Origin of the sequence: Streptomyces sp. NPDC048612, from assembly GCF_043199295.1 — a bacterium.
In the GTDB taxonomy this organism is placed as follows: domain Bacteria; phylum Actinomycetota; class Actinomycetes; order Streptomycetales; family Streptomycetaceae; genus Streptomyces.
In genome coordinates, this window is the sequence record NZ_JBICVV010000033.1 from 38,465 (window position 1) to 57,132 (window position 18,668).

Annotated in this window: 20 protein-coding genes; 8 read left to right on the top strand and 12 right to left on the bottom strand. The window is 73.5% G+C overall.

The window, feature by feature from the left end; genetic code table 11:
* Positions 1-46: 46 nt before the first annotated feature.
* Entirely contained in the window at positions 47-751 is a 705-nt protein-coding gene (locus ACGFN2_RS33095; protein WP_393366471.1) for a Type 1 glutamine amidotransferase-like domain-containing protein, read from the top strand.
* 207 nt (positions 752-958) lie between these two features.
* On the opposite strand, the gene ACGFN2_RS33100 is transcribed toward ACGFN2_RS33095, so the two are convergent.
* From ACGFN2_RS33100 to ACGFN2_RS33115, 4 genes are all read right to left on the bottom strand, one after another.
* Entirely contained in the window at positions 959-2,188 is a 1,230-nt protein-coding gene (locus ACGFN2_RS33100) for an amidohydrolase family protein (RefSeq protein WP_362610270.1), read from the bottom strand.
* Positions 2,185-3,510, bottom strand: coding sequence for an amidohydrolase family protein (locus ACGFN2_RS33105; RefSeq protein WP_393366474.1), 1,326 nt, complete (start codon positions 3,508-3,510; stop codon positions 2,185-2,187). Before ACGFN2_RS33105 ends, ACGFN2_RS33100 begins: the two co-directional genes overlap by 4 nt.
* Positions 3,511-3,522: 12 nt before the next feature.
* The gene (locus ACGFN2_RS33110) at positions 3,523-4,416 is read right to left on the bottom strand and encodes an SDR family NAD(P)-dependent oxidoreductase (RefSeq protein ID WP_393366476.1); all 894 of its coding nucleotides are present in this window, start codon (positions 4,414-4,416) and stop codon (positions 3,523-3,525) included.
* A gap of 82 nt (positions 4,417-4,498) precedes the next feature.
* The gene (locus tag ACGFN2_RS33115; protein WP_393366478.1) at positions 4,499-5,296 is read right to left on the bottom strand and encodes an acetoacetate decarboxylase family protein; all 798 of its coding nucleotides are present in this window, start codon (positions 5,294-5,296) and stop codon (positions 4,499-4,501) included.
* Positions 5,297-5,446: 150 nt separating this feature from the next.
* Between ACGFN2_RS33115 and ACGFN2_RS33120 the strand changes: the two genes are divergently transcribed.
* From ACGFN2_RS33120 to ACGFN2_RS33145, 6 genes are all read left to right on the top strand, one after another.
* On the top strand, positions 5,447-6,082 hold the full coding sequence (locus tag ACGFN2_RS33120; protein WP_393366480.1) for a TetR/AcrR family transcriptional regulator: 636 nt from the start codon (positions 5,447-5,449) through the stop codon (positions 6,080-6,082).
* A 536-nt stretch (positions 6,083-6,618) separates the two neighbouring features.
* Positions 6,619-7,659 carry a DEDDh family exonuclease gene (locus ACGFN2_RS33125; protein ID WP_362610260.1) on the top strand — a complete coding sequence of 347 codons (1,041 nt, stop codon included), beginning with the start codon at positions 6,619-6,621 and terminating at the stop codon, positions 7,657-7,659.
* A 63-nt stretch (positions 7,660-7,722) separates the two neighbouring features.
* A complete protein-coding gene (locus ACGFN2_RS33130) occupies positions 7,723-7,956 on the top strand; it encodes a hypothetical protein (RefSeq protein ID WP_006606380.1) in 234 nt (77 codons plus the stop codon).
* Positions 7,957-8,084: 128 nt separating this feature from the next.
* A complete protein-coding gene (locus ACGFN2_RS33135; RefSeq protein WP_393366482.1) occupies positions 8,085-8,981 on the top strand; it encodes an SURF1 family protein in 897 nt (298 codons plus the stop codon).
* A 55-nt stretch (positions 8,982-9,036) separates the two neighbouring features.
* Complete coding sequence (locus tag ACGFN2_RS33140; RefSeq protein ID WP_362610255.1) at positions 9,037-10,821, top strand: glycoside hydrolase family 15 protein; 1,785 nt, start codon at positions 9,037-9,039, stop codon at positions 10,819-10,821.
* 5 nt (positions 10,822-10,826) lie between these two features.
* Entirely contained in the window at positions 10,827-11,582 is a 756-nt protein-coding gene (locus ACGFN2_RS33145) for an SDR family oxidoreductase (protein ID WP_362610252.1), read from the top strand.
* A gap of 43 nt (positions 11,583-11,625) precedes the next feature.
* Here ACGFN2_RS33145 and amaP read toward each other — a convergent pair whose 3' ends face one another.
* The 5 genes from amaP to ACGFN2_RS33170 are packed head-to-tail and all read right to left on the bottom strand — an operon-like array spanning position 11,626 to position 14,016.
* On the bottom strand, positions 11,626-12,231 hold the full coding sequence (gene amaP, locus ACGFN2_RS33150; RefSeq protein WP_362610250.1) for an alkaline shock response membrane anchor protein AmaP: 606 nt from the start codon (positions 12,229-12,231) through the stop codon (positions 11,626-11,628).
* Positions 12,232-12,238: 7 nt separating this feature from the next.
* Positions 12,239-12,931 (bottom strand): DUF6286 domain-containing protein, encoded by a 693-nt coding sequence (locus ACGFN2_RS33155; RefSeq protein ID WP_393366485.1) that lies wholly within the window; start codon positions 12,929-12,931, stop codon positions 12,239-12,241.
* On the bottom strand, positions 12,928-13,320 hold the full coding sequence (locus ACGFN2_RS33160) for a hypothetical protein (protein WP_362610246.1): 393 nt from the start codon (positions 13,318-13,320) through the stop codon (positions 12,928-12,930). Before ACGFN2_RS33160 ends, ACGFN2_RS33155 begins: the two co-directional genes overlap by 4 nt.
* Positions 13,321-13,326: 6 nt before the next feature.
* The gene (locus ACGFN2_RS33165; protein WP_362610244.1) at positions 13,327-13,521 is read right to left on the bottom strand and encodes a hypothetical protein; all 195 of its coding nucleotides are present in this window, start codon (positions 13,519-13,521) and stop codon (positions 13,327-13,329) included.
* A gap of 36 nt (positions 13,522-13,557) precedes the next feature.
* Positions 13,558-14,016: an Asp23/Gls24 family envelope stress response protein gene (locus ACGFN2_RS33170; RefSeq protein WP_362610242.1), complete on the bottom strand. Its 459-nt coding sequence runs from the start codon at positions 14,014-14,016 to the stop codon at positions 13,558-13,560.
* Positions 14,017-14,236: 220 nt separating this feature from the next.
* On the opposite strand from ACGFN2_RS33170, the gene ACGFN2_RS33175 reads away from it, so the two are divergent.
* Positions 14,237-14,962: a hypothetical protein gene (locus ACGFN2_RS33175; RefSeq protein WP_362610239.1), complete on the top strand. Its 726-nt coding sequence runs from the start codon at positions 14,237-14,239 to the stop codon at positions 14,960-14,962.
* Positions 14,963-15,031: 69 nt separating this feature from the next.
* Here ACGFN2_RS33175 and ACGFN2_RS33180 read toward each other — a convergent pair whose 3' ends face one another.
* From ACGFN2_RS33180 to ACGFN2_RS33190, 3 genes are all read right to left on the bottom strand, one after another.
* A complete protein-coding gene (locus tag ACGFN2_RS33180) occupies positions 15,032-15,811 on the bottom strand; it encodes an enoyl-CoA hydratase/isomerase family protein (protein ID WP_362610236.1) in 780 nt (259 codons plus the stop codon).
* 113 nt (positions 15,812-15,924) lie between these two features.
* Positions 15,925-16,146, bottom strand: a complete 222-nt coding sequence (locus tag ACGFN2_RS33185; RefSeq protein WP_176604217.1) for a helix-turn-helix domain-containing protein — start codon at positions 16,144-16,146, stop codon at positions 15,925-15,927.
* A gap of 335 nt (positions 16,147-16,481) precedes the next feature.
* Positions 16,482-18,080, bottom strand: a complete 1,599-nt coding sequence (locus ACGFN2_RS33190) for an ABC-F family ATP-binding cassette domain-containing protein (protein WP_362610233.1) — start codon at positions 18,078-18,080, stop codon at positions 16,482-16,484.
* Positions 18,081-18,668 lie beyond the last annotated feature (588 nt).

Consider the following 18,668-nt stretch of genomic DNA (forward strand, 5'->3'; position numbering starts at 1 on the left):
GCACCGTCCGCCGCCGGCGCTCCCCGCGACGCCCGGAAAGAGGCCCATGACCGGCGCACCCACCCTCGCCCTTCTCGGCGGCGGCTTCTCCGACGACCCCGACGCCCTGCTGGACGACTACCTGCTGGACACCGTGGGGCGGGCCAGGCCGAAGGTCTGCTTCCTGCCGACCGCCAGCGGCGACGCACCGGGCTACATCGAGGGCTTCCACACGGCCTTCGGGGCACGGGACTGCGAACCGAGCCACCTGGAGCTGTTCCGCCGCACCGTGACCGATCTGCGGTCCTTCGTCCTCGCCCAGGACATCGTCTACGTCGGCGGCGGCAACACCGCCAACATGCTCGCCGTCTGGCGGGTCCACGGCCTGGACACGGTCCTGCGCGAGGCGTACGCGGCCGGGGTCCTGCTGTGCGGCGTCAGCGCCGGGGCCTGCTGCTGGTTCGCCTCCGCGTTCTCCGACTCCTTCGGCCCGCCGGTACCGCTCACCGACGGGCTGGGCCTGCTGCCGGGCAGCCTGTGCCCCCACTACGACAGCGAGCCGGAGCGCCGCCCCGGCTACCTGTCCGCGGTCGACGACCGCGCGCTCCCCGGCGGCTGGGCCCTCGACGACGGCGCCGCCGCCCTGTTCACCGACGGCCGCCTCACGGACGTGGTCACCCGGAAACCGGGCGCCACCCTCCACCGGGTGAGCACCGGCGGCGACGGCGCGGTGCGGGAGGTGGCAGAGACGGCGCGGCTGCTGGGGCCTTAGGGCCTGTCGTCAAACTCCCGCCTGCCCCGCGGCGCCTGGCACGCACGCTCGCTGCGTTGTCGGGTTCGCCCCGATACACCCAGTATCGGGGCGACCCTCCGCCTTGCGATCGCACGCACCAGACGCCGCGGGGCCGCCCTTCGGGCGAACGACGGGAGTTTGACGACAGGCCCTAGGGGACAGCCCCGGCCGTCCCCGGCCCGCGCCTCACCACACCCGTACCGACCCGCCCCGTGCGAACGCCGGGCTGGTGGCGTTCGGGGGGATGGTGTGGAGGGGTTCGGAGATGTCGGTGATCCTGGGGCCCACGCGGGCGGCCAGGGGGGCGAGGTGGGTGAGGTCGAAGCCGTAGACGCGGGCGGCGTTGGTGCCGAGCATGGCGGCGGTCTCGTCGGCCGGGACGCCGGCGTAGGCGAGGCGGAGGGCTTCGCGGGAGTGCGGGTGGGTGCCCTCGTCGTGGGGATAGTCGCTGCCCCACATGAGCTTGTCGAGGCCGATGCGGTGGCGGAGCGGGACCTCGTGCGGGCGCATGAAGCTGGCGCCCACGAAGCAGTGGTCGCGCCAGACGCCGGACGGGGAGCCGCCCATGGCGTCGGCCAGGCCGGCGCCGAACTTGGCCTCGGCGGTGGCGGCTTCGGTCGCGGCCGCCACCATCCGCCCGTGGTAGTAGTCCAGCATGTCCAGGACACCGGGAATCCAGCCGGAGCCCTGCTCGGTGAGGACCAGGCGGAGGCCAGGGTGGCGGCGGAAGACGCCGCCGAAGATCAGGTGCCACAGGGCGCGGTGGGAGAACCAGGTCGTCTCGACCATGAAGACGGCGCGGGCGGCGGGCTCGTCGCCGAGCGGCGGGGAGGCCGACCCGCCGTGGTGGTTGACCGGGACGTCGAGTTCCGCGCAGACCGCCCAGAGCGGGTCGTAGCCGCTGGAGTGGAGTTCGGGGAGACCGGAGCCGGGCGGCGTACCGGGGAGCATGACGCCGCCGGTGAGCCCGGCCTCCTTGGTGCGGCGGACTTCCCGTACGGCCCGGTCGACGTCGTGGAGGAGGATCTGGGCGACGCCGGCCCGGCGGCCGGGAGCCTCGGCGCAGAAGTCGGCGAGCCAGCGGTTGTGGGCGCGCAGGCCGGCCCAGCGCTGCTCGAACTCCGTGCGGGTGGGCGCGGGGGCCATGAGGGAGGCGCTGGGGAAGAACGGCGGGATGGTGTTGGGGAAGATCACCTCGGCGACGATGCCGTCGGCCTCCAGCTCGGCCAGACGGCGGGCGGAGTTCCAGTTGCGGTCGGCGGTGTCGGCGAGCAGGTCCTCGTGCGGATTGACGTAGGAAGCGGCCCAGGCGTCGAAGTCGTCGTGGTACCGGGACTCCAGATACGGCCGGTAGTCGAGGAGGTCGGCGCCGGCGTGGCAGTCGGCGGAGATCACGGTGTAGCGGTCGTCGGTCATCGCTCGGCCCCCAGTACCGGGAAGTCGTGGTCGGTCAGCCAGTGGCGCCCCACCTCGCGGGAGCGCGCCCAGGAGGCCTCGACCGCCGCCTGGTCGGCGCTCTGGCCCAGGTCGGCCGGGGTGGGGCCGATACGGCGGGCCAGCGGGGCCAGCCGCGCGGTGTCGAAGCCGAAGACCTCGGCGGCGGACAGGCCGAGCATGCGGCGGGTCTCGGCGACCGGGATGTCGTGGAAGGTCTTCCGCAGCCAGCCGCGGGTGTCGGGCCAGGTGCCCTCGGGGTGCGGGAAGTCGCTGCCCCAGAGGATGTTGTCGACGCCGGTCTCGTACCGCTGGGCGAGTTCCCTGCGCTTGGTGTTGGTGGCGCAGACGAAGACCTGCCGGTCCAGGTACTCGTGCGGGGGCCGGGTGAGGGCGGCGAACGGGGAGAGCTTCTTGCCGCCGTGCGCGCCCAGGTAGAGGCGGTCCATGAACCACAGGAGGTTGGGCAGCCACCAGCAGCCGGACTCGGCGATGCCGAACCGCAGTCCCGGGTGGCGTTCGAAGACCCCGGACCAGAGCAGGAACCACAGGGGGCGCGCGGGCCACCAGGTCACCTCGGAGACGTAGATCCCGAGGTGGTCGCCGTACTCGTGGCGGGGCGCGGCCCCGGAGTGGGTCAGCACCGGCATCGCACACTCGGCGGCCGCCGCCCACACCGGGTCGTAACGGCGGTCGTGGTAGGGCTCCTTGTCGACCCACATCGACGGGATCATCAGGGCGCCGAGGCCGGACTCCTTGGCGCGGTGTATCTCGGCCACGACCCGGTCCGTGTCGGCGGTGACCGGTAACAGCGCCACACCGCAGTGCCGTTCGGGGTGCGCGGAGACGAAGTCGGCGAGCCAGCGGTTGTGCGCCTGGGCACCCGCCATGCCGAGGTCCGGGTCCTGGTCGCCGGAGAGGCCGAGCCCGACGCCGAAGGGGGCCGCGGTGCCGCTGTCGACGGCGTCCGCGTCCGGGAAGACGACCTCCGCCGCCACCCCGTCGCCGTCGAGTTCCTTCGCCCGCTGGGCCGGGTCCCAGCCGCCGCGCAGGCCCTCCTCGTGGTCCCGGAACCACCGGGCGGCGAAGGCCTCGTTGCGGATGCCGAGGCGGGTGGCCTCCGCGCGGCGGGCGTCCCGCTCGCCGAGGAACGCGTCGAAGTCGCGGTGGAACCGGGCCTCCAGATAGGGGCGGTACTCCTCGGTGGGGAGCCCGGCGTGGCAGTCGGAGGAGATGATCAGGTACGGCTCGTGCGGGCCGGTACGGCTGTCCGGCCGGTCCGTTCGGTCCTGTGGGTCCGTCATGGCGAACCTCCCTCAGTCTTCCGGGTCGAGGATGAAGTGCTCCAGATAGGCGGGCGCCGAGCGGTCGAGCATCGAGGCGGACCGGGCCCGGATCTGCGCGTCGGTGTGCGCGCTGGGCGGCAGCAGCCAGAAGCGGCCGGCCCGGACGCCGTCCACGACCTGCGCCGCGACCTCCTCGACGGGGGTGAAGGCGACCTCCTGCCCGGCCTCCCGCATCGCCGCCTCCCACTGCGCCAGGCTGCGGTACGGCGTCCGGCGCGGCCGGGTCTTGGCGTAGCGCACGGGCCGGTTGCGGTGCGACTCCCACAGGCCGGTGCGGAGCATGTGCGGGCCGGGGAAGAGCACCGAGGCGCCGATGGGGGCGTGCTCGGCCCGGAGGTGGGCGTGGAGCGATTCGGTCATGGTCACCACGGCCGCCTTGGTGACGGCGTAGACGGACGCGGTGGGCAGCGGCGCGACACCGCCGTCCGCCGAGGAGGTGTTGACGACATGGCCGGGTTCGCCCGCCGCCAGCATCCGGGGCAGAAAGCACTGGATGCCGTGGAAGACGCCCCAGACGTTCACCGCGAACGCCCATGCCCAGTCGTTGGGCTCGTGCTCCCACATCCGCCCCTCGGCGCCGGAGCCCACCCCCGCGTTGTTGCACAGCAGATGGACGGCGCCGAAGGCCTCGTACGCGGCGTCGGCGAGGCCGGCGACCTCCTCGCGCACCCCGACGTCCACGGTGTGCGCCAGCACCCGGGCGCCGTCCGCGGCCAGCTCGTCGGCGGCGGCCCGCAGCGGCTCCGCCTCCACGTCCGCGAGGACCACCCGGAGCCCCTCCGCGGCGAACCGGCGCGCCATGGCCAGGCCGACACCGCTCGCGGCGCCGGTGACGACCGCGACCTGTCCCGCCGTCAGCTCCATGCCCGCTCCCTTTTCCCTGCCGCCCGGTCCGGCCGCCTCCGGGGCCGGGAACCGCGGACTCGTCCTGTGGGGGCGCTCGGCATCAGGCACTCCCCTCGGGCGGCCCGTCGAGGATCTGCTGCGGATCGTCGTAGCGCTGGTGGATGTACGGCAGCAGGGACGCTGTGGCGACCCGCTCGACGACCCGGCCCCGCTGGTCGCTGGTCTTCTCGCCGAGGGTGAGCTCGACGAGGGTGCGGACGGGGAGATCGGCGACCGGGTCGTACATCGACTCGCGGAGGACGACATCACCGGTGATCCGCTCCAGTACACGGACCTTCTCGTGGCGCTGGCAGTGCACCAGCACCGGGTCGAGGTCGAACCCCGAACCGTCCACGGCGGGCAGGAACTTGAAGTAGAAGTCGGTCTTGCGGGCCGGCTCGGGGACCGGCAGCGGTCCGCTGACCGCACCGCGCACCTCGACGAAGGCGATGCCGTGCCGGGCGAGCGCGGCGCGGACGACCGGGCCGTCGCGCTCGACGGTGACCTCGCCGAGCTTCTTGGGTTCGCCGAAGACCTCCCGCCCGCCGGTCAGCGCCCGCTCGTGGGTCATCGGCATCACGAGCGGATACCAGCCCTCGACGCCGCGGTGTGCGGCCGCGACGGCGACCGAGCCCGCGCCCAGGGGATATCCGGTCAGCCGGACGGTGGAGATGCTGACCCGGACCAGGGGGCGGCCGGTGGGTTCGAGGGGCGGCGGCAGTACGGCGGCGACCGCGTCCGGGTCGGTCTCCCACACGGCGGTGACACCGGTGGACCAGATCTCGGGTAACCGGGAACTCGCGGTGCGTGCCGCGGTGATCTCCGTCGCGCTGCGCGCTCCGTAGCGTATGCGGGCCATGGCGTACCACCCTTCGTCGTCGGTGACTTGCGGGGGTCGTGCGAGGCGCCTGTAACACTGTTACACCGAGCGGGATGAAGGGTAAAGAGCCTCGTACGCACGGGAGTTGAGGGGCCGTGGGGAGGGGAAGGTAGGGAAAGTGGGGGGAACATGACACGTACCGCGCTGACCGGCGATGAGGTACTGGCGGCCGCCGCCCGGCTGGTGCGGGCGGACGGTCCCGGCGCGCTGACCATGCGCCGCCTCGCCACGGAACTGGGCACCGCCGTCACCTCCATCTACTGGCACGTGGGCAACCGCGAGTCGCTGCTGGACGCCCTCGTCGAGCGCACCGTCCGGGAGATGGGCGAGATCCACCCCACCGGGGACACCCCGCACGCCCGCGTCGTGTCGGTCGCCCGCGCGCTGCACTCGGCGCTGCGCGAGCGCCCGCAGCTGATCGCGATGGTGCACGAACGCGGCCTGACGGAGCGGATGTTCCTGCCGGCGCAGCAGGCGCTGGTCCATGAGATGCACGCCGCCGGGCTGCGCGGCGAGACGGCCGCCGAGGCGGTGCGGGCGGTCCAGTTCCAGGTCGTCGGCTTCGTCCTGGTCGAGCGCAACCGGGAACGGTCCCCCGCGCAGCACCCGAGCGAGGGCGAGCTGTGGGACTCCCCCACCGCCGGACACGATCCGGCACTGGCCCGCGCGCTGGCCGGCCCGGTCGACACCGGGCGGCTGTTCATGGTCTCCCTGGAGGCGCTGGTGACGTCGCTGCTGGCGGCGGGGGCGGCAGCCGGCTTGTGAGCGTCTACGGTCGCGAGTGTCCGGCTCGCGAGTGCTGGTGCCTGCGCGCCTGGCCCCTGAGCGCTGGCACCTGAGCCGGGGCAGGCCGCTTTGCCCGGTTCCTTCCGGGAGTTCGGTATGTTCCGTTCATCCGGAGGTGGTTGTTCCGCTGCTCCGCCTTTCCGGGGCGGCTGTTCGCCGCCTTCCTGGGGCATGCGGAATTCCCCCTTCGGGCAGGCGCACCTGCGTTTTTTCCCCGCCGCCCACCCCCCTTCGGGGGGTGGGCGGGTCAGGACAGCACCCCCGGCCGCCGTCCGCCCCCGCCGTTGCCCACCCCCGCCAAGACCGCCCCTCAGCCGCCGGCCGCCCCGCCAAGGCCAGCCCCCAACCACCCTCCGCCCCCGCCGGCCCCCACCCCAACACCCCGTCAACTCCCCCACCCCGCCCTCCAACCACCCCCACACCACCCCACCCACCCAACCCCCAGAAGCGCAAACCCCCCACAACCCCCCATGCGGTTCGGTGGCTGTCAGTGGTGGCCCGTATCCTCAGGGACCATGCTCGAAGACCGCATGGCAGCAGCCGCCGACCCGATCGCGCCGAAGATCGGGCAGCAGCCGGGCCCGCAGACGCCGCCGGCCCCCTGGCCGTCCGCGTATCCCCAGGGGTACGCGGTGGTCGACGTGGAGACCACGGGCCTGGCCCGCGACGACCGGATCATCTCGGCGGCCGTGTACCAACTCGACGCCCAGGGCGAGGTCCAGGACCGCTGGTACACCCTCGTCAACCCGCAGCGGGACCCGGGGCCGGTCTGGATTCACGGGCTCACGAGCGCCGTGCTCGCCGACGCCCCGCTCTTCCCGGAGATCGTCCCGGAGCTGTCCCGGCGTCTGGCGGACCGGGTGCTGGTCGCGCACAACGCGATGTTCGACTGGTCGATGATCGCCCGCGAGTACGCCCGCGCCGCGGCGACCGCGCCCGTGCAGCAGCGGCTGTGCACCATCGCGCTGTCCAAGGAGCTGCGGCTGCCGCTGCCCAACCACAAGCTGGAGTCCCTCGCCGCCCATTACGGCGTGGTGCAGGAGCGCGCCCACCACGCCCTGGACGACGCCCGGGTGCTGGCCGAGGCGTTCCGGCCCAGCCTGCGGCGGGCCGCGCAGGAGAATCTGCGGCTCCCGCTGCTGAGCTGCCAGCCGCTGACGGAGTGGTCCGACGCCCCCGCGCCCCGCGAGCGCGCCACCGCAGCGGCCTACCGCCCCACGTCCTGGCGGCCGTCCCGTAAGCGCCCGGCATGCCCGTACCCCAACCCGGGGCGCTACGAGTCCGGCGGACAGCTCGTCCAGGGGATGCGGGTCGCCTTCTCGGGTGACACGTCCGTGGACCGCGAGCTGCTGGAGGACCGGGCGATCGAGGCGGGGCTGCACGTCGCGACGAGCGTGTCCCGGCTGACCAGCCTGCTGGTGACCAACGACCCCGACTCCCGGACTTCCAAGACCGCCAAGGCCGCCTCGTTCGGCACGGTCGTGATCGACGAGGCGGCCTTCATGCAGCTACTGCGGGACGTCGAGCCGGCAGACCCGGCGCCTGCGTCCGGGTGAAGCCCGCCCAACACACCCGCCGGCACCGCGCCGCGCACGGGCGGCGCCCGCACTCTGTGGCGCATGGCACGTTGTGAGGTCTGCGGAAACGAATACGGCATGACGTTCGAGGTGCACGCGCAGGGCGCGGTGCATGTCTTCGACTGCTTCGCCTGCGCCATCCACCGCATGGCACCGATCTGTGAGCACTGCCGGTGCCAGATCATCGGGCAGGGCGTCGAGGCCGACCAGAAGTGGTACTGCGGTGCGCACTGCGCCCGCTCGGACGGCCGGGTGGGCATCGTCGACCGGGTCTGACCCGGGAGCCGCCCACCAGGGCGGCGCGGAGAGCCACCGGGCGCGGGCGGCCACCGCCGGGCCGTCCCCCGGCCCCCACCGGGGACCCCCGGCTCGGTGGTCCCGGCGCCCCAGGTACCGTCAAGGCCGTGTACCGCTTCCTGTTGTCCCGGCAGTGGGTGATCCTCACCCTCGTGGGTCTTGTGCTGATCCCCGTCATGATCAAGCTGGGCTACTGGCAGCTCCACCGCCATGAGCACAAGGTGGCGCAGAACCAGCTGATCGCGCGCAGCCTGGCCGCCGACCCGGTTCCGGTCACCACGCTCGCCGCCCCCGGCCGCGAGCTGCCCCGGCGCGACATGTGGCGCACGGTCACCGCGACCGGCACCTACGACACCGCGCACGAGGTCGTGGTCCGCCAGCGCACCGCCGCCGACGAGCAGAGCATCGGCTACTACGTGGTCACCCCGCTGGTCCTCGGCAACGGCCGGGCCGTGCTGGTCAACCGCGGCTGGATCTCGGCCGGCAACGACCTCACCAAGTTCCCCGACGTGCCGGCCGCCCCCCGGGGCAAGGTCACCGTGACCGGCCGGATGATGGCCGACGAGACCACCGCCGCCAGCGGCATCAAGGACACCAAGGGCCTGCCCGCCCGCCAGGTCATGCTGATCAACAGCACGGAGCAGGCGAAGCGGGCCGGCCGGCCGATGCTCGGCGGCTACATCGAGCAGACCGGCCCCGAGCCGGCCGGCGGCAAGCCGGAGCTGGTCCCCGAGCCGGACCACGACTCGATCGGCCCGCACATGGCGTATGCGATCCAGTGGTGGCTGTTCGCCGCGGCGGTGCCCGTCGGGTGGGTCGTCCTGGTCCGCCGCGAGCGCCGTGACCGGGCGGCCGCCGCCAAGGCGGCCGAGGAAGCCGGGGCCGCCGGAGCCGCGCCGGAGGACGAACCGGACGGCGGGCCGACCACGGAACCCGCCGGTGCCGGGGACGCCGGGGCGGCCGGCGACCACGCGGCACCGGCACCCGCCCCGGCCAAGCCGTAGCCCGGACGGCCGTCACCACGGCGTAGCGTCTCCCCCGGGCGGGAAAAGGCGCTGAGTGCACCCACGTATCGAGGACTATGCGCTCATCGGCGATCTCCAGACCGCCGCACTCGTCGGCCGCGACGGGTCCATCGACTGGCTGTGCCTGCCGCGCTTCGACTCCGGCGCCTGCTTCGCCGCCCTCCTCGGCGGCAAGGAGAACGGCCACTGGGGCCTCGCCCCCTGCTCTCCCGACGCCCGCGCCCAGCGCTCCTACCGCGGCGACTCGCTGATCCTCGACACCGTCTGGGAGACCCCCACCGGCAGCGTCCGGGTCACCGACTTCATGCCGCAGCGCGACCAGGTGCCCGACCTCGTACGGATCGTCGAGGGCCTCAGCGGCAGCGTCGAGATGCGCGGGGTGCTGCGGCTGCGGTTCGACTACGGGCGGGTGGTGCCCTGGGTGCGCGCCACCGAGGGCTGCCGGGTGGCGATCGCCGGACCGGACTCCGTCTGGCTGCGCACCCCGGACCGGAGCACCACCTACGGCCAGGACTTCAGCACCCGCTCGGACTTCACCGTCGCCGCGGGCGAGCGCGCCGCGTTCGTGCTGACCTGGCACCCCTCCCACGAGCCCCGGCCGACCCAGATCGACCCGTTCACCGCGCTCCAGGACACCCTGGACGACTGGCACGCCTGGTCAGCGCGCTGCCGCTACACCGGGCCCTACCGCGAGGCCGTGATCCGCTCGCTGATCACTCTCAAGGCCCTCACCTACGGGCCCACCGGCGGCATCGTGGCGGCCCCGACCACCTCGCTGCCCGAGGAGCTGGGCGGAGTCCGCAACTGGGACTACCGCTACTGCTGGCTGCGCGACGCCAGCCTCACCCTGAACTCCCTGCTCTCCGCCGGATATCTGGACGAGGCCGGCGCCTGGCGGGACTGGCTGCTGCGCGCGGTGGCCGGCGCCCCCGACGACCTGCAGATCATGTACGGGCTGGCGGGTGAGCGGCGGCTGCCGGAGGCCGAGCTGCCGTGGCTGACCGGCTACTGCGGCTCCGCGCCCGTCCGCATCGGCAACGCCGCCGTCGAACAGCGTCAGCTCGACGTCTACGGCGAGGTCCTGGACTCCTTCCACATCGCCCGCGCGGCCGGGCTGCCGGCCGAGCCGCACGCCTGGAACATCCAGCGGGCGCTGATGGACTACCTGGAGTCCACCTGGCGCGACCCCGACGAGGGGCTGTGGGAGATCCGCGGGCCGCGCCGGCACTTCGTGCACTCCAAGGTCATGGCCTGGGTCGCGGCCGACCGGGTGGTGCGGGCGATCGAGGGGTTTCCGCGGTTCGGCGGGGACGTCGACCGCTGGCGGGCGATGCGCGACGAGGTCCACCGCGAGGTGTGCGAGCAGGGCTACGACGCCGACCGCGGCACCTTCACCCAGTTCTACGGCTCCGGGGAACTGGACGCCGCGACCCTGCTGATCCCCCGCGTCGGCTTTCTGCCGGGCGACGACCCCCGGGTCCTCGGCACCATCGACACGGTGTTCCGGGAGCTGTCGCACGACGGTCTGGTACGCCGTTACAGCACCGAGGGGAGCGCGGTCGACGGGCTGCCGGGCGGCGAAGGCACCTTCCTGGTCTGCTCGTTCTGGCTCGCCGACGCGCTCCAGCTGAGCGGCCGGCGGGCCGAGGCCCAGGAGCTGTTCGAACGGCTGCTGGGGCTGCGCAACGACCTGGGGCTGCTCTCCGAGGAGTACGACCCGGCCGCCCGGCGCCAGCTGGGCAACTTCCCGCAGGCCTTCAGCCACATCGGCCTGGTGGGGACCGCCTTCGGCCTCCAGGACGGGGCACGGGCACACTAGGGGCCATGGATCTCGGACTCACTGACCGGACGTACCTCGTCACCGGGGCGACCCGCGGCCTCGGCTTCGCCACCGCCCGTGAACTGGTCGCCGACGGCGCCCATGTCGTGATCACCGGACGCACCGAGGAGAGCGCGTCCGCGGCGGCCGCCTCACTGGGCGAACGGGCCCTGGGAGTGGCCGCCGACAACGCCGACGCGGACACCCCCGGCCGTCTGGTGGCGGCGGCCCGCGAGCGCTTCGGCCGGCTGGACGGGGTGCTCATCAGCGTGGGCGGCCCGGCGCCCGGCACCGCCGCCGACAACACCGACGCCCAGTGGCAGGAGGCCTTCGAGTCGGTCTTCCTCGGCGCGGTGCGGCTGGCCCGCGCGGCCGCCGCCGAGCTGCCGGAGGGCGGGGTGATCGGCTTCGTGCTGTCCGGCTCGGTGCACGAGCCGATCGGCGGACTGACCCTCTCCAACGGGCTCCGCCCCGGTCTCGCCGGTTTCGCCAAGTCGCTCGCCAACGAACTGGGCCCGCGCGGCATCCGCGTCCTCGGCGTGCTGCCCGGCCGGATCGCCACCGACCGGATGACCCAGCTCGACGCGCTCTCCGGTGACCCGGAGGGGTCCCGCGCCCGTAACTGCGCGTCGATCCCGCTGGGCCGTTACGGGACGCCGGAGGAGTTCGGCCGGACCGCGGCCTTCCTGCTGTCGCCCGCCGCGTCGTACGTCACCGGGGTGATGGTGCCGGTGGACGGCGGGGCCCGGCGCGGGTTCTGACCCCGTACGGGCGGCGGGCCCGGGGCGCGCCGCCCGTACCGGCCTAACTGACCCGCTCGGGGCGGTGCTTGACCGCGCGCAGCCGGACCTCGCCCGGCAGCCGGTCGAGCCCGGCCGAGCGGCGGGCGTGCGCCACCGCCTCGTCCGACAGCCGCCGCACGACGGTCCCCGGGTCGGCGTGCGGGGCGAGCGCCAGCACGGCCCGCACCCGCGGTTCGCTCCGGCGGCCGGTCAGCAGCACACCGGCCCCGTCGACGCCGTCCAGCGCCTCCGACTCGGCCGTGAGGGCCGCCTCCAGCGCCCGGCCGCGCAGCACGGCGCCCTCGCCGTCGCCGCTGTCGACGAGGATCGTCTGCAGCCGGCGGCGCCGCAGCTGGGTCAGCAGCCACCACAGCATCAGCAGCACGACGACGGCCAGCGCGGCGATGGCGACGGGCCACCACCAGCCCTGGTCCGTCCACCGGGTGCGCTGCCGTGCGGGGAGCAGCACCTGGCCGGGGCGGGACCAGGGCCAGCCGGCGGGCAGGCCGAGATGCCATTTCTCGGGCAGGCCGAGGCCGCCGAGCAGCACCAGGCCGCCCGCGCCGAACAGCACCACACCACTCAGGCCGAGCAGCACCCGGTTGACCGTTCCGCGGACCCTGCGCATCGCTCGCTCACCTCTTCTTCGGGCGCCGGACGTCCACGGTCAGGCGGAGTTCACGGGCCAGTCCCAGCTGCCGCAGTCCCTCGGCGAGCGAGGTGTCGAGGTCGGCGCGGACCTCGTCCAGCTCACGGAAGTGCGCGACGGCGTGCGCTTTCGCCTTGCGGCGGCCGACCTTCATCCGTACGGACTGGACACCGGCGACCTCCATGGCACGGTCGCGCAGCACCAGCGCGGCGGCCGCCCGGTCCAGCCCGGCCCGCAGGTCCGGCGCCGCCGGCCGCATCGGCAGCACCTGGCGCAGTCCGGGGGTCACGGCCGCCACGAACAGCCAGATGCCGAGCACCACGGCGACCGCGGCGGCGCCCAGGACCCAGGGGTTGTCGAGGTGACGGGTGGCCAGTTCGCGGGCGAGCCGCCGGCGCCAGGCCATCGCGGGGCGGTTGGCGCGCACCGCGGCCGCGTCGTAGAGCAGCAGGCCGGCCGCGGCCAGCAGCACCAGCGCCACCAGGGCGGCCGGTACCCGGCGGGCCGACCAGAAGCGGCGTACCCGGTCGTGGCCGGCGGAGTCCGTGGCCGTGGGGTCCGCGGTGGACGGGGTCGAGCCGTCCGCCGCGCCGGGGTCCGAGCCGTCGGCCGTGTCCGGTGTCTTGTCGAGCGTGGGCAGCCGCCGGGTGCCGGACGGCTCCCTGTCCTCGTCGCTCATCGGACCCTCCCGCGGTCCGTACGGTCCAGCAGCGGGGAGTGCAGCCGCTCGACCTCCACCGCGACCTCGGGCACGGTCATGTTCGCCAGCGCCGTGACCCGCTCGGTGACCTGACGGCGCACCAGCCGGCACTGTCCGCCGATGTCGGAGGGGTAGCCCAGCTCCACGGCGATCCGCAGCCGCGCCTCACCGAAGTTCTGCCGGTCGTCGCGCCGGTGCACGGTGACCGTCGCATGGGCGTCGGTACGGGCGCGCGGGGACTCCGCGCGCAGCGCCTCCCGGGCGACCCGTGCGGCGATCTTCGCCACCACCCGGTCCGCGATTCTGGTCGCGCCCCGCTCACCCGCCGGTACGGCGGTCGCGGCGGCGGCCGGGGACACCGTCGCCACCCGGCCTCACCGCCGCCGGTCGCGGTCGCCGCCGCGCGGACGGAAGAACTCGCCGGCCTCCAGGTCCCCGTCGAGGAACCTGCCGGCCACGAACCCGACGGCGCCCAGCGCCGCCACCAGGACGAAGGCGCCGAAGCCACCGAAGTACCCGGCGAAGCCCAGCGCCATACCGGCCAAGAGACCGGCCACGGCCATGCTCATCGTGCGCTCCTTCGCTGCCACGCCGGACGGGTCCGGTTACTGGAGCCGCTGCTCCGATTCCTCTTCTTCGTCTGCCTCGTCGGGCAGCTTGACGTCGCTGACCGCGATGTTGACCTCGACGACCTCCAGGCCCGTCATCCGCTCCACGGCGGAGATGACGTTCTCCCGGACCGACCGGGCGACCTCGGCGATGGCGACGCCGTAGTCGACCACGATCTCCAGGTCCAGCGCGGTCTGCACCTCGCCGACCTCGGCCTTGACGCCCCTGGTCGCGGTCGCGGACCTGCCGCCACCGGGCACCTTGTCCCGGACGGCGCCGAGGGTACGGGCGAGGCCGCTGCCCATGGCATGCACGCCGACGACGTCCCGGGCCGCGAGACCGGCGATCTTCTCCACGACACCGTCGGCGATGGTGGTCCGCCCCCGGGTCGCGGGGTCGCCGCCGCCCCGTTTGGCGGGCGTCCTGGGCTCTGCGTGCTGCTGGCTCTCGCTCATCGACGTGTCCCTTTCCGCGGGGAGAAGCGGTCCGCCCGCTCCGGTCCCCACAGTAGGCCGGGTGCCACCGGGCCGCTCCGGGGATGCGGCAGGCGAGTGCTCCACCCGGCGCCGCCGGGCGCACCGCCCTGCCGCACGGGCCGGTCTGCGGCAGGCTGGGGGCGTGGTCCGGGACGCTCGGGGAATCGGTCCGTGGGCCTTCCGGGAAAGGGGTGACGCGGTGGCCGTGAACCAGTTGGCGCGGACGGTCCGGGCGCAGCTCGGCATCGGCCGGGTGCTGCCGCTCGGCGGCCCGGCGGACGGCTCGTGGATCACCGAGCAGGCGGCCGCCGGGGCGCTGCGGGCGGCGGCCGGAACACCGGCCGGGGTCCGCGTCGGCACGCTGCGGCTGTCCGTCGCCGACCCGGACAACGCCCCGGAACCGGCGGTGCCGGCGCCGCCGAGTGCCCTGCCGCCCGGCCCGCTGCGGATCGAGGCGGAGTTCGCCGCGGTCGCCGACCGGCCGCTGCCCACGCTGGCCGACGAGGTGCGCGCGGCGCTGCTGGAGGCCTCGGTCCGGGAGCTGGGGCTGGTGGTCGGCGTGGTCGATCTGCGGGTCAGCGGTCTGCTGGAGGCGGCGGAGGCCACGGCGGACACCGCGTCGCCCCGTTCCGCTGCCCCGGGGGACGTGCCGCCCGCAGCGCAGGAGCGGACCGGTGCGACGCAGGAGGGCGCGGCGGGCATCGCCGCGGTCGCCCGGGGCGTCGCGGGGGTGGCCCGGCTGGCGCCGGTGCTCGGCGGTTCCCGTCCGGTGCGCCTCACGGAGGGCCACGCGCTGATCCAGCTGGCGACCGCGCCCGGCCACCGGGCGCTGGACGTCGCCTGCGCCGTACGGCGGGCGGTGGCCGCCGGGCCGCCCGCGGCCTCGACGGTGGCCGTGCTGGTCACGGCGGTGGAGCAGAGCTGACGAACCGCCCGGCGAAGCACCGTGGTGGTACCCGCCGGGCGGCTCGGGAAGGCGTGAAACGGTGCGGTGCTACTCCCCCACACCCGCGAGGTCGCGCAGCCGGCGCGCCTGGGCGGCCCGCTCGGCGCGGCGCTGCTCCTCGTAGGTACGGCCCGCGGCACCGGCCAGCAGGGCCTTGGTCTCGATGACGGCATCACGCGGCGCGGCGGTGAGCGCAGCCGCCAAGTCGGCCACGGTGGCGTCGAGTTGGTCCCCTGGCACCACGAGGTTGGCGAGCCCGGTCCGCTCGGCCTCCTCGGCGTGCACGAAGCGCCCGGTGGCGCAGATCTCCAGCGCCCGGGCATAGCCCACCAGCCCGACCAGGGGGTGGGTACCGGTCAGGTCCGGTACGAGTCCCAGGCTGGTCTCGCGCATGGCGAACTGGACGTCCGGCGCGACCACCCGCAGATCGCAGGCGAGGGCGAGCTGGAAGCCGGCACCGATGGCATGCCCCTGCACGGCGGCGATGGACACCAGGTCATTGCGCCGCCACCAGGTGAACGCTTCCTGGTACTCGGCGATGGTGGCGTCCAGTGCGCCGTCCGTGCCGCGCGCCAGATCGATGAACGACGGCTCGCCGTCGAAGCCTTCGGGCGTGAACGCCTGACGGTCGAGGCCCGCGGAGAAGGACTTGCCCTCACCGCGCAGCACCGCGATCCGTACGTTTCCCGGCAGCAGCGACCCCGCTTCGGCGAGCGCCCGCCACATGGCCGGCGACTGCGCGTTGCGCTTGGCCGCGTTGGCGAGGGTCACCGTGGCGATCGCACCGTCCACGGTGAGCCGCACGCCGTCCTTGTCGAGCAGAGTCATGAGCGCCTCCGAGTCAGCCAGCCGCACCTGCGTGCGTAAGTGACTGAACGGTAACCTCCCGGCCGACTGCTCGGCCGACCGGGGGGACACCGCTGTACCCGGAGTCGCGGCCGTCAGGCCGATGTGGCCTTCTTGCCCCTCGTGGCTCCGCCGCGACCGCGCAGGACCACACCGGATTCGCTGAGCATCCGGTGCACGAATCCGTAGGAGCGGCCGGTTTCCTCGGCCAGCGCCCGGATGCTCGCACCGGAGTCGTACTTCTTCTTCAGGTCTGCCGCGAGCTTCTCGCGCGCGGCGCCGGTTACCCGGCTGCCCTTCTTCAGAGTCTCGGCCACCCGTGCCTCCTCGTGGGAAGTGCGCTCTGGACTCTCATGATCACCCCTCCCCGGCTTCCTGGCCACCCATTCCGCAAGGTCCGTACGACATCCTTTGCCGTCCGGCGGCCGCTCAGCCGGGCCGGAATGCCTCATTCCGACCCGCGGGGAGGCCGTCCTCGCCCGGCTTTACGCGAGAAGCGGCAGGTCAGGTGGCGTGCCGCCGAAACGGCGACGGCCGGGCCCCAAGGACCCGGCCGTAGGCCGCAGACTCGCCGGTGTACGAGCCGTTCTCACTCAGATGACGGATCACTCGTCGGCCGAATGATCCATACGGCATGATCCGTCCGCCGCTCTCAGGCCAGCGCGACCAGGTCCGCGTAGTCCTGGCCCCACAGGTCCTCGACACCGTCGGGCAGCAGGATGATGCGCTCCGGCTCCAGGGCGTCCACCGCTCCCTCGTCGTGCGTCACCAGGACCACCGCGCCCGTGAAGGTGTGCAGCGCGCCGAGGATCTCCTCGCGGCTGGCCGGGTCGAGGTTGTTGGTGGGCTCGTCGAGCAGCAGCACGTTGGCGGAGGAGACCACCAGCGTCGCCAGGGCCAGCCGGGTCTTCTCGCCGCCGGAGAGCACCCCGGCGGGCTTGTCGACGTCGTCGCCGGAGAAGAGGAAGGAGCCCAGCGTCTTGCGGATGGCCACCAGGTCCATGTCCGGGGCGGCCGAGCGCATGTTCTCCAGGACCGTGCGGTCCGGGTCCAGGGTCTCGTGCTCCTGGGCGTAGTAGCCCAGCTTGAGACCGTGGCCCGGGCGGACCGCGCCGGTGTCGGGGGTCTCGACGCCCGCCAGCAGGCGCAGCAGGGTGGTCTTGCCCGCACCGTTCAGGCCCAGGATGACGACCCGGGAACCCTTGTCGATGGCCAGATCGACGTCGGTGAAGATCTCCAGCGAGCCATACGACTTCGACAGGCCCTCGGCGGTCAACGGCGTCTTGCCGCACGGCGCCGGGTCCGGGAAACGCAGCTTGGCGACCTTGTCCGAGGCGCGCACCGCCTCAAGACCGGCGAGCAGCTTGTCGGCGCGCTTGGCCATGTTCTGCGCCGCGACGGTCTTGGTGGCCTTGGCCCGCATCTTGTCGGCCTGGGTGTTGAGCGCCGCGGCCTTCTTCTCGGCGTTCTGCCGCTCGCGCTTGCGGCGCTTCTCGTCGGCCTCGCGCTGCTGCTGGTAGAGCTTCCAGCCCATGTTGTAGATGTCGATCTGCGAGCGGTTGGCGTCGAGATAGAACACCTTGTTGACGACGGTCTCGACCAGGTCGACATCGTGGGAGATCACGATGAAGCCGCCGCGGTAGGTCTTGAGGTAGTCGCGCAGCCAGACGATGGAGTCCGCGTCGAGGTGGTTGGTCGGCTCGTCGAGCAGCAGGATGTCGGAGTCCGAGAACAGAATCCGGGCCAGCTCGACACGGCGGCGCTGACCGCCGGAGAGGGTGTGCAGCGGCTGGCCGAGGATGCGGTCGGGCAGACCGAGGCTGGCCGCGATGGTCGCGGCCTCCGCCTCGGCGGCATACCCGCCCTTGGTCAGGAACTCGGTCTCCAGGCGCTCGTACTTCTTCATCGCCTTGTCGCGGGTGGCGCCCTTGCCGTTGGCCATCCGGTCCTCGTTCTCGCGCATCTTGCGCAGCACGGTGTCCAGATCGCGGGCGGAGAGGATGCGGTCGCGGGCGAGGATGTCCAGGTCGCCGGTGCGCGGGTCCTGCGGCAGATAGCCGACCTGACCGCCGCGGGTGACCGAGCCGGAGGCGGGCATGCCCTCGCCCGCCAGAACCTTGGTCAGGGTCGTCTTGCCGGCGCCGTTACGGCCGACCAGGCCGATGCGGTCGCCCTTGGCGATACGGAAGGAAGCGGACTCGATGAGGATGCGGGCGCCGGCACGCAGCTCAAGGCCGGAGGCGGTGATCACGGAAAAGCTCCAGGGCAGGAAGACGGCGGATTGGACGGTCCGAGAGCGGGCTGCGCCGTCTAATGAACCCAAGGGAGAACTGCCATAGGAGGCAGTCTAACGGTCCCCTGCAAATCGTTTTTCCTTCCCACGTTGTCGGCGTTCCCGCCGTGGTGGCTCGCGCTGTTTCGGCTCCGCTGCGCGGGGCGTGGGTGCGGGTGATGTTTGTCGTTTCCCTCCGTTGCGCCTGCGGCGGGCGGGTCCGCTGCGCGGGGCTGTCGGGTGCGGTGACGGGCCTCCGGGGCCTGGTGTGTGGACTGCTTCGCTTTACGTCCACACACCAGGCCCCTCCGGCCCGCCCCCTCCCGTTGGTGGATGGTGAAAAACGGTGAGTGGCGGCGTATGCCGGTGGTCGAGTGCGCCTTGCGAAGCAGGAGTGATTCGCCCCACAGACGCCCGCCCCCACTCAGCTGTAGTCACTCCCTCAACGGGAGGGGACGGGCCGGAGGGGCAGGGTTTCCGGACGTAAAGCGAAGCAGTCCGGAAACCCTGCCCCGGAGGCCCGTCACCGCACCCGACACCCACCCGCCCGCCGCAGGCGCAACGGCG

Excerpts from the sequence above, each read along its gene's own strand:
- ACGFN2_RS33095 (WP_393366471.1), top strand. The coding sequence starts at position 47 with ATGACCGGCGCACCCACCCTCGCCCTTCTCGGCGGCGGCTTCTCCGAC.
- ACGFN2_RS33100 (WP_362610270.1), bottom strand. The coding sequence starts at position 2,188 with ATGACCGACGACCGCTACACCGTGATCTCCGCCGACTGCCACGCCGGC.
- ACGFN2_RS33105 (WP_393366474.1), bottom strand. The coding sequence starts at position 3,510 with ATGACGGACCCACAGGACCGAACGGACCGGCCGGACAGCCGTACCGGC.
- ACGFN2_RS33110 (WP_393366476.1), bottom strand. The coding sequence starts at position 4,416 with ATGGAGCTGACGGCGGGACAGGTCGCGGTCGTCACCGGCGCCGCGAGC.
- ACGFN2_RS33115 (WP_393366478.1), bottom strand. The coding sequence starts at position 5,296 with ATGGCCCGCATACGCTACGGAGCGCGCAGCGCGACGGAGATCACCGCG.
- ACGFN2_RS33120 (WP_393366480.1), top strand. The coding sequence starts at position 5,447 with ATGACACGTACCGCGCTGACCGGCGATGAGGTACTGGCGGCCGCCGCC.
- ACGFN2_RS33125 (WP_362610260.1), top strand. The coding sequence starts at position 6,619 with ATGCTCGAAGACCGCATGGCAGCAGCCGCCGACCCGATCGCGCCGAAG.
- ACGFN2_RS33130 (WP_006606380.1), top strand. The coding sequence starts at position 7,723 with ATGGCACGTTGTGAGGTCTGCGGAAACGAATACGGCATGACGTTCGAG.
- ACGFN2_RS33145 (WP_362610252.1), top strand. The coding sequence starts at position 10,827 with ATGGATCTCGGACTCACTGACCGGACGTACCTCGTCACCGGGGCGACC.
- amaP (WP_362610250.1), bottom strand. The coding sequence starts at position 12,231 with ATGCGCAGGGTCCGCGGAACGGTCAACCGGGTGCTGCTCGGCCTGAGT.
- ACGFN2_RS33155 (WP_393366485.1), bottom strand. The coding sequence starts at position 12,931 with ATGAGCGACGAGGACAGGGAGCCGTCCGGCACCCGGCGGCTGCCCACG.
- ACGFN2_RS33165 (WP_362610244.1), bottom strand. The coding sequence starts at position 13,521 with ATGAGCATGGCCGTGGCCGGTCTCTTGGCCGGTATGGCGCTGGGCTTC.
- ACGFN2_RS33170 (WP_362610242.1), bottom strand. The coding sequence starts at position 14,016 with ATGAGCGAGAGCCAGCAGCACGCAGAGCCCAGGACGCCCGCCAAACGG.
- ACGFN2_RS33180 (WP_362610236.1), bottom strand. The coding sequence starts at position 15,811 with ATGACTCTGCTCGACAAGGACGGCGTGCGGCTCACCGTGGACGGTGCG.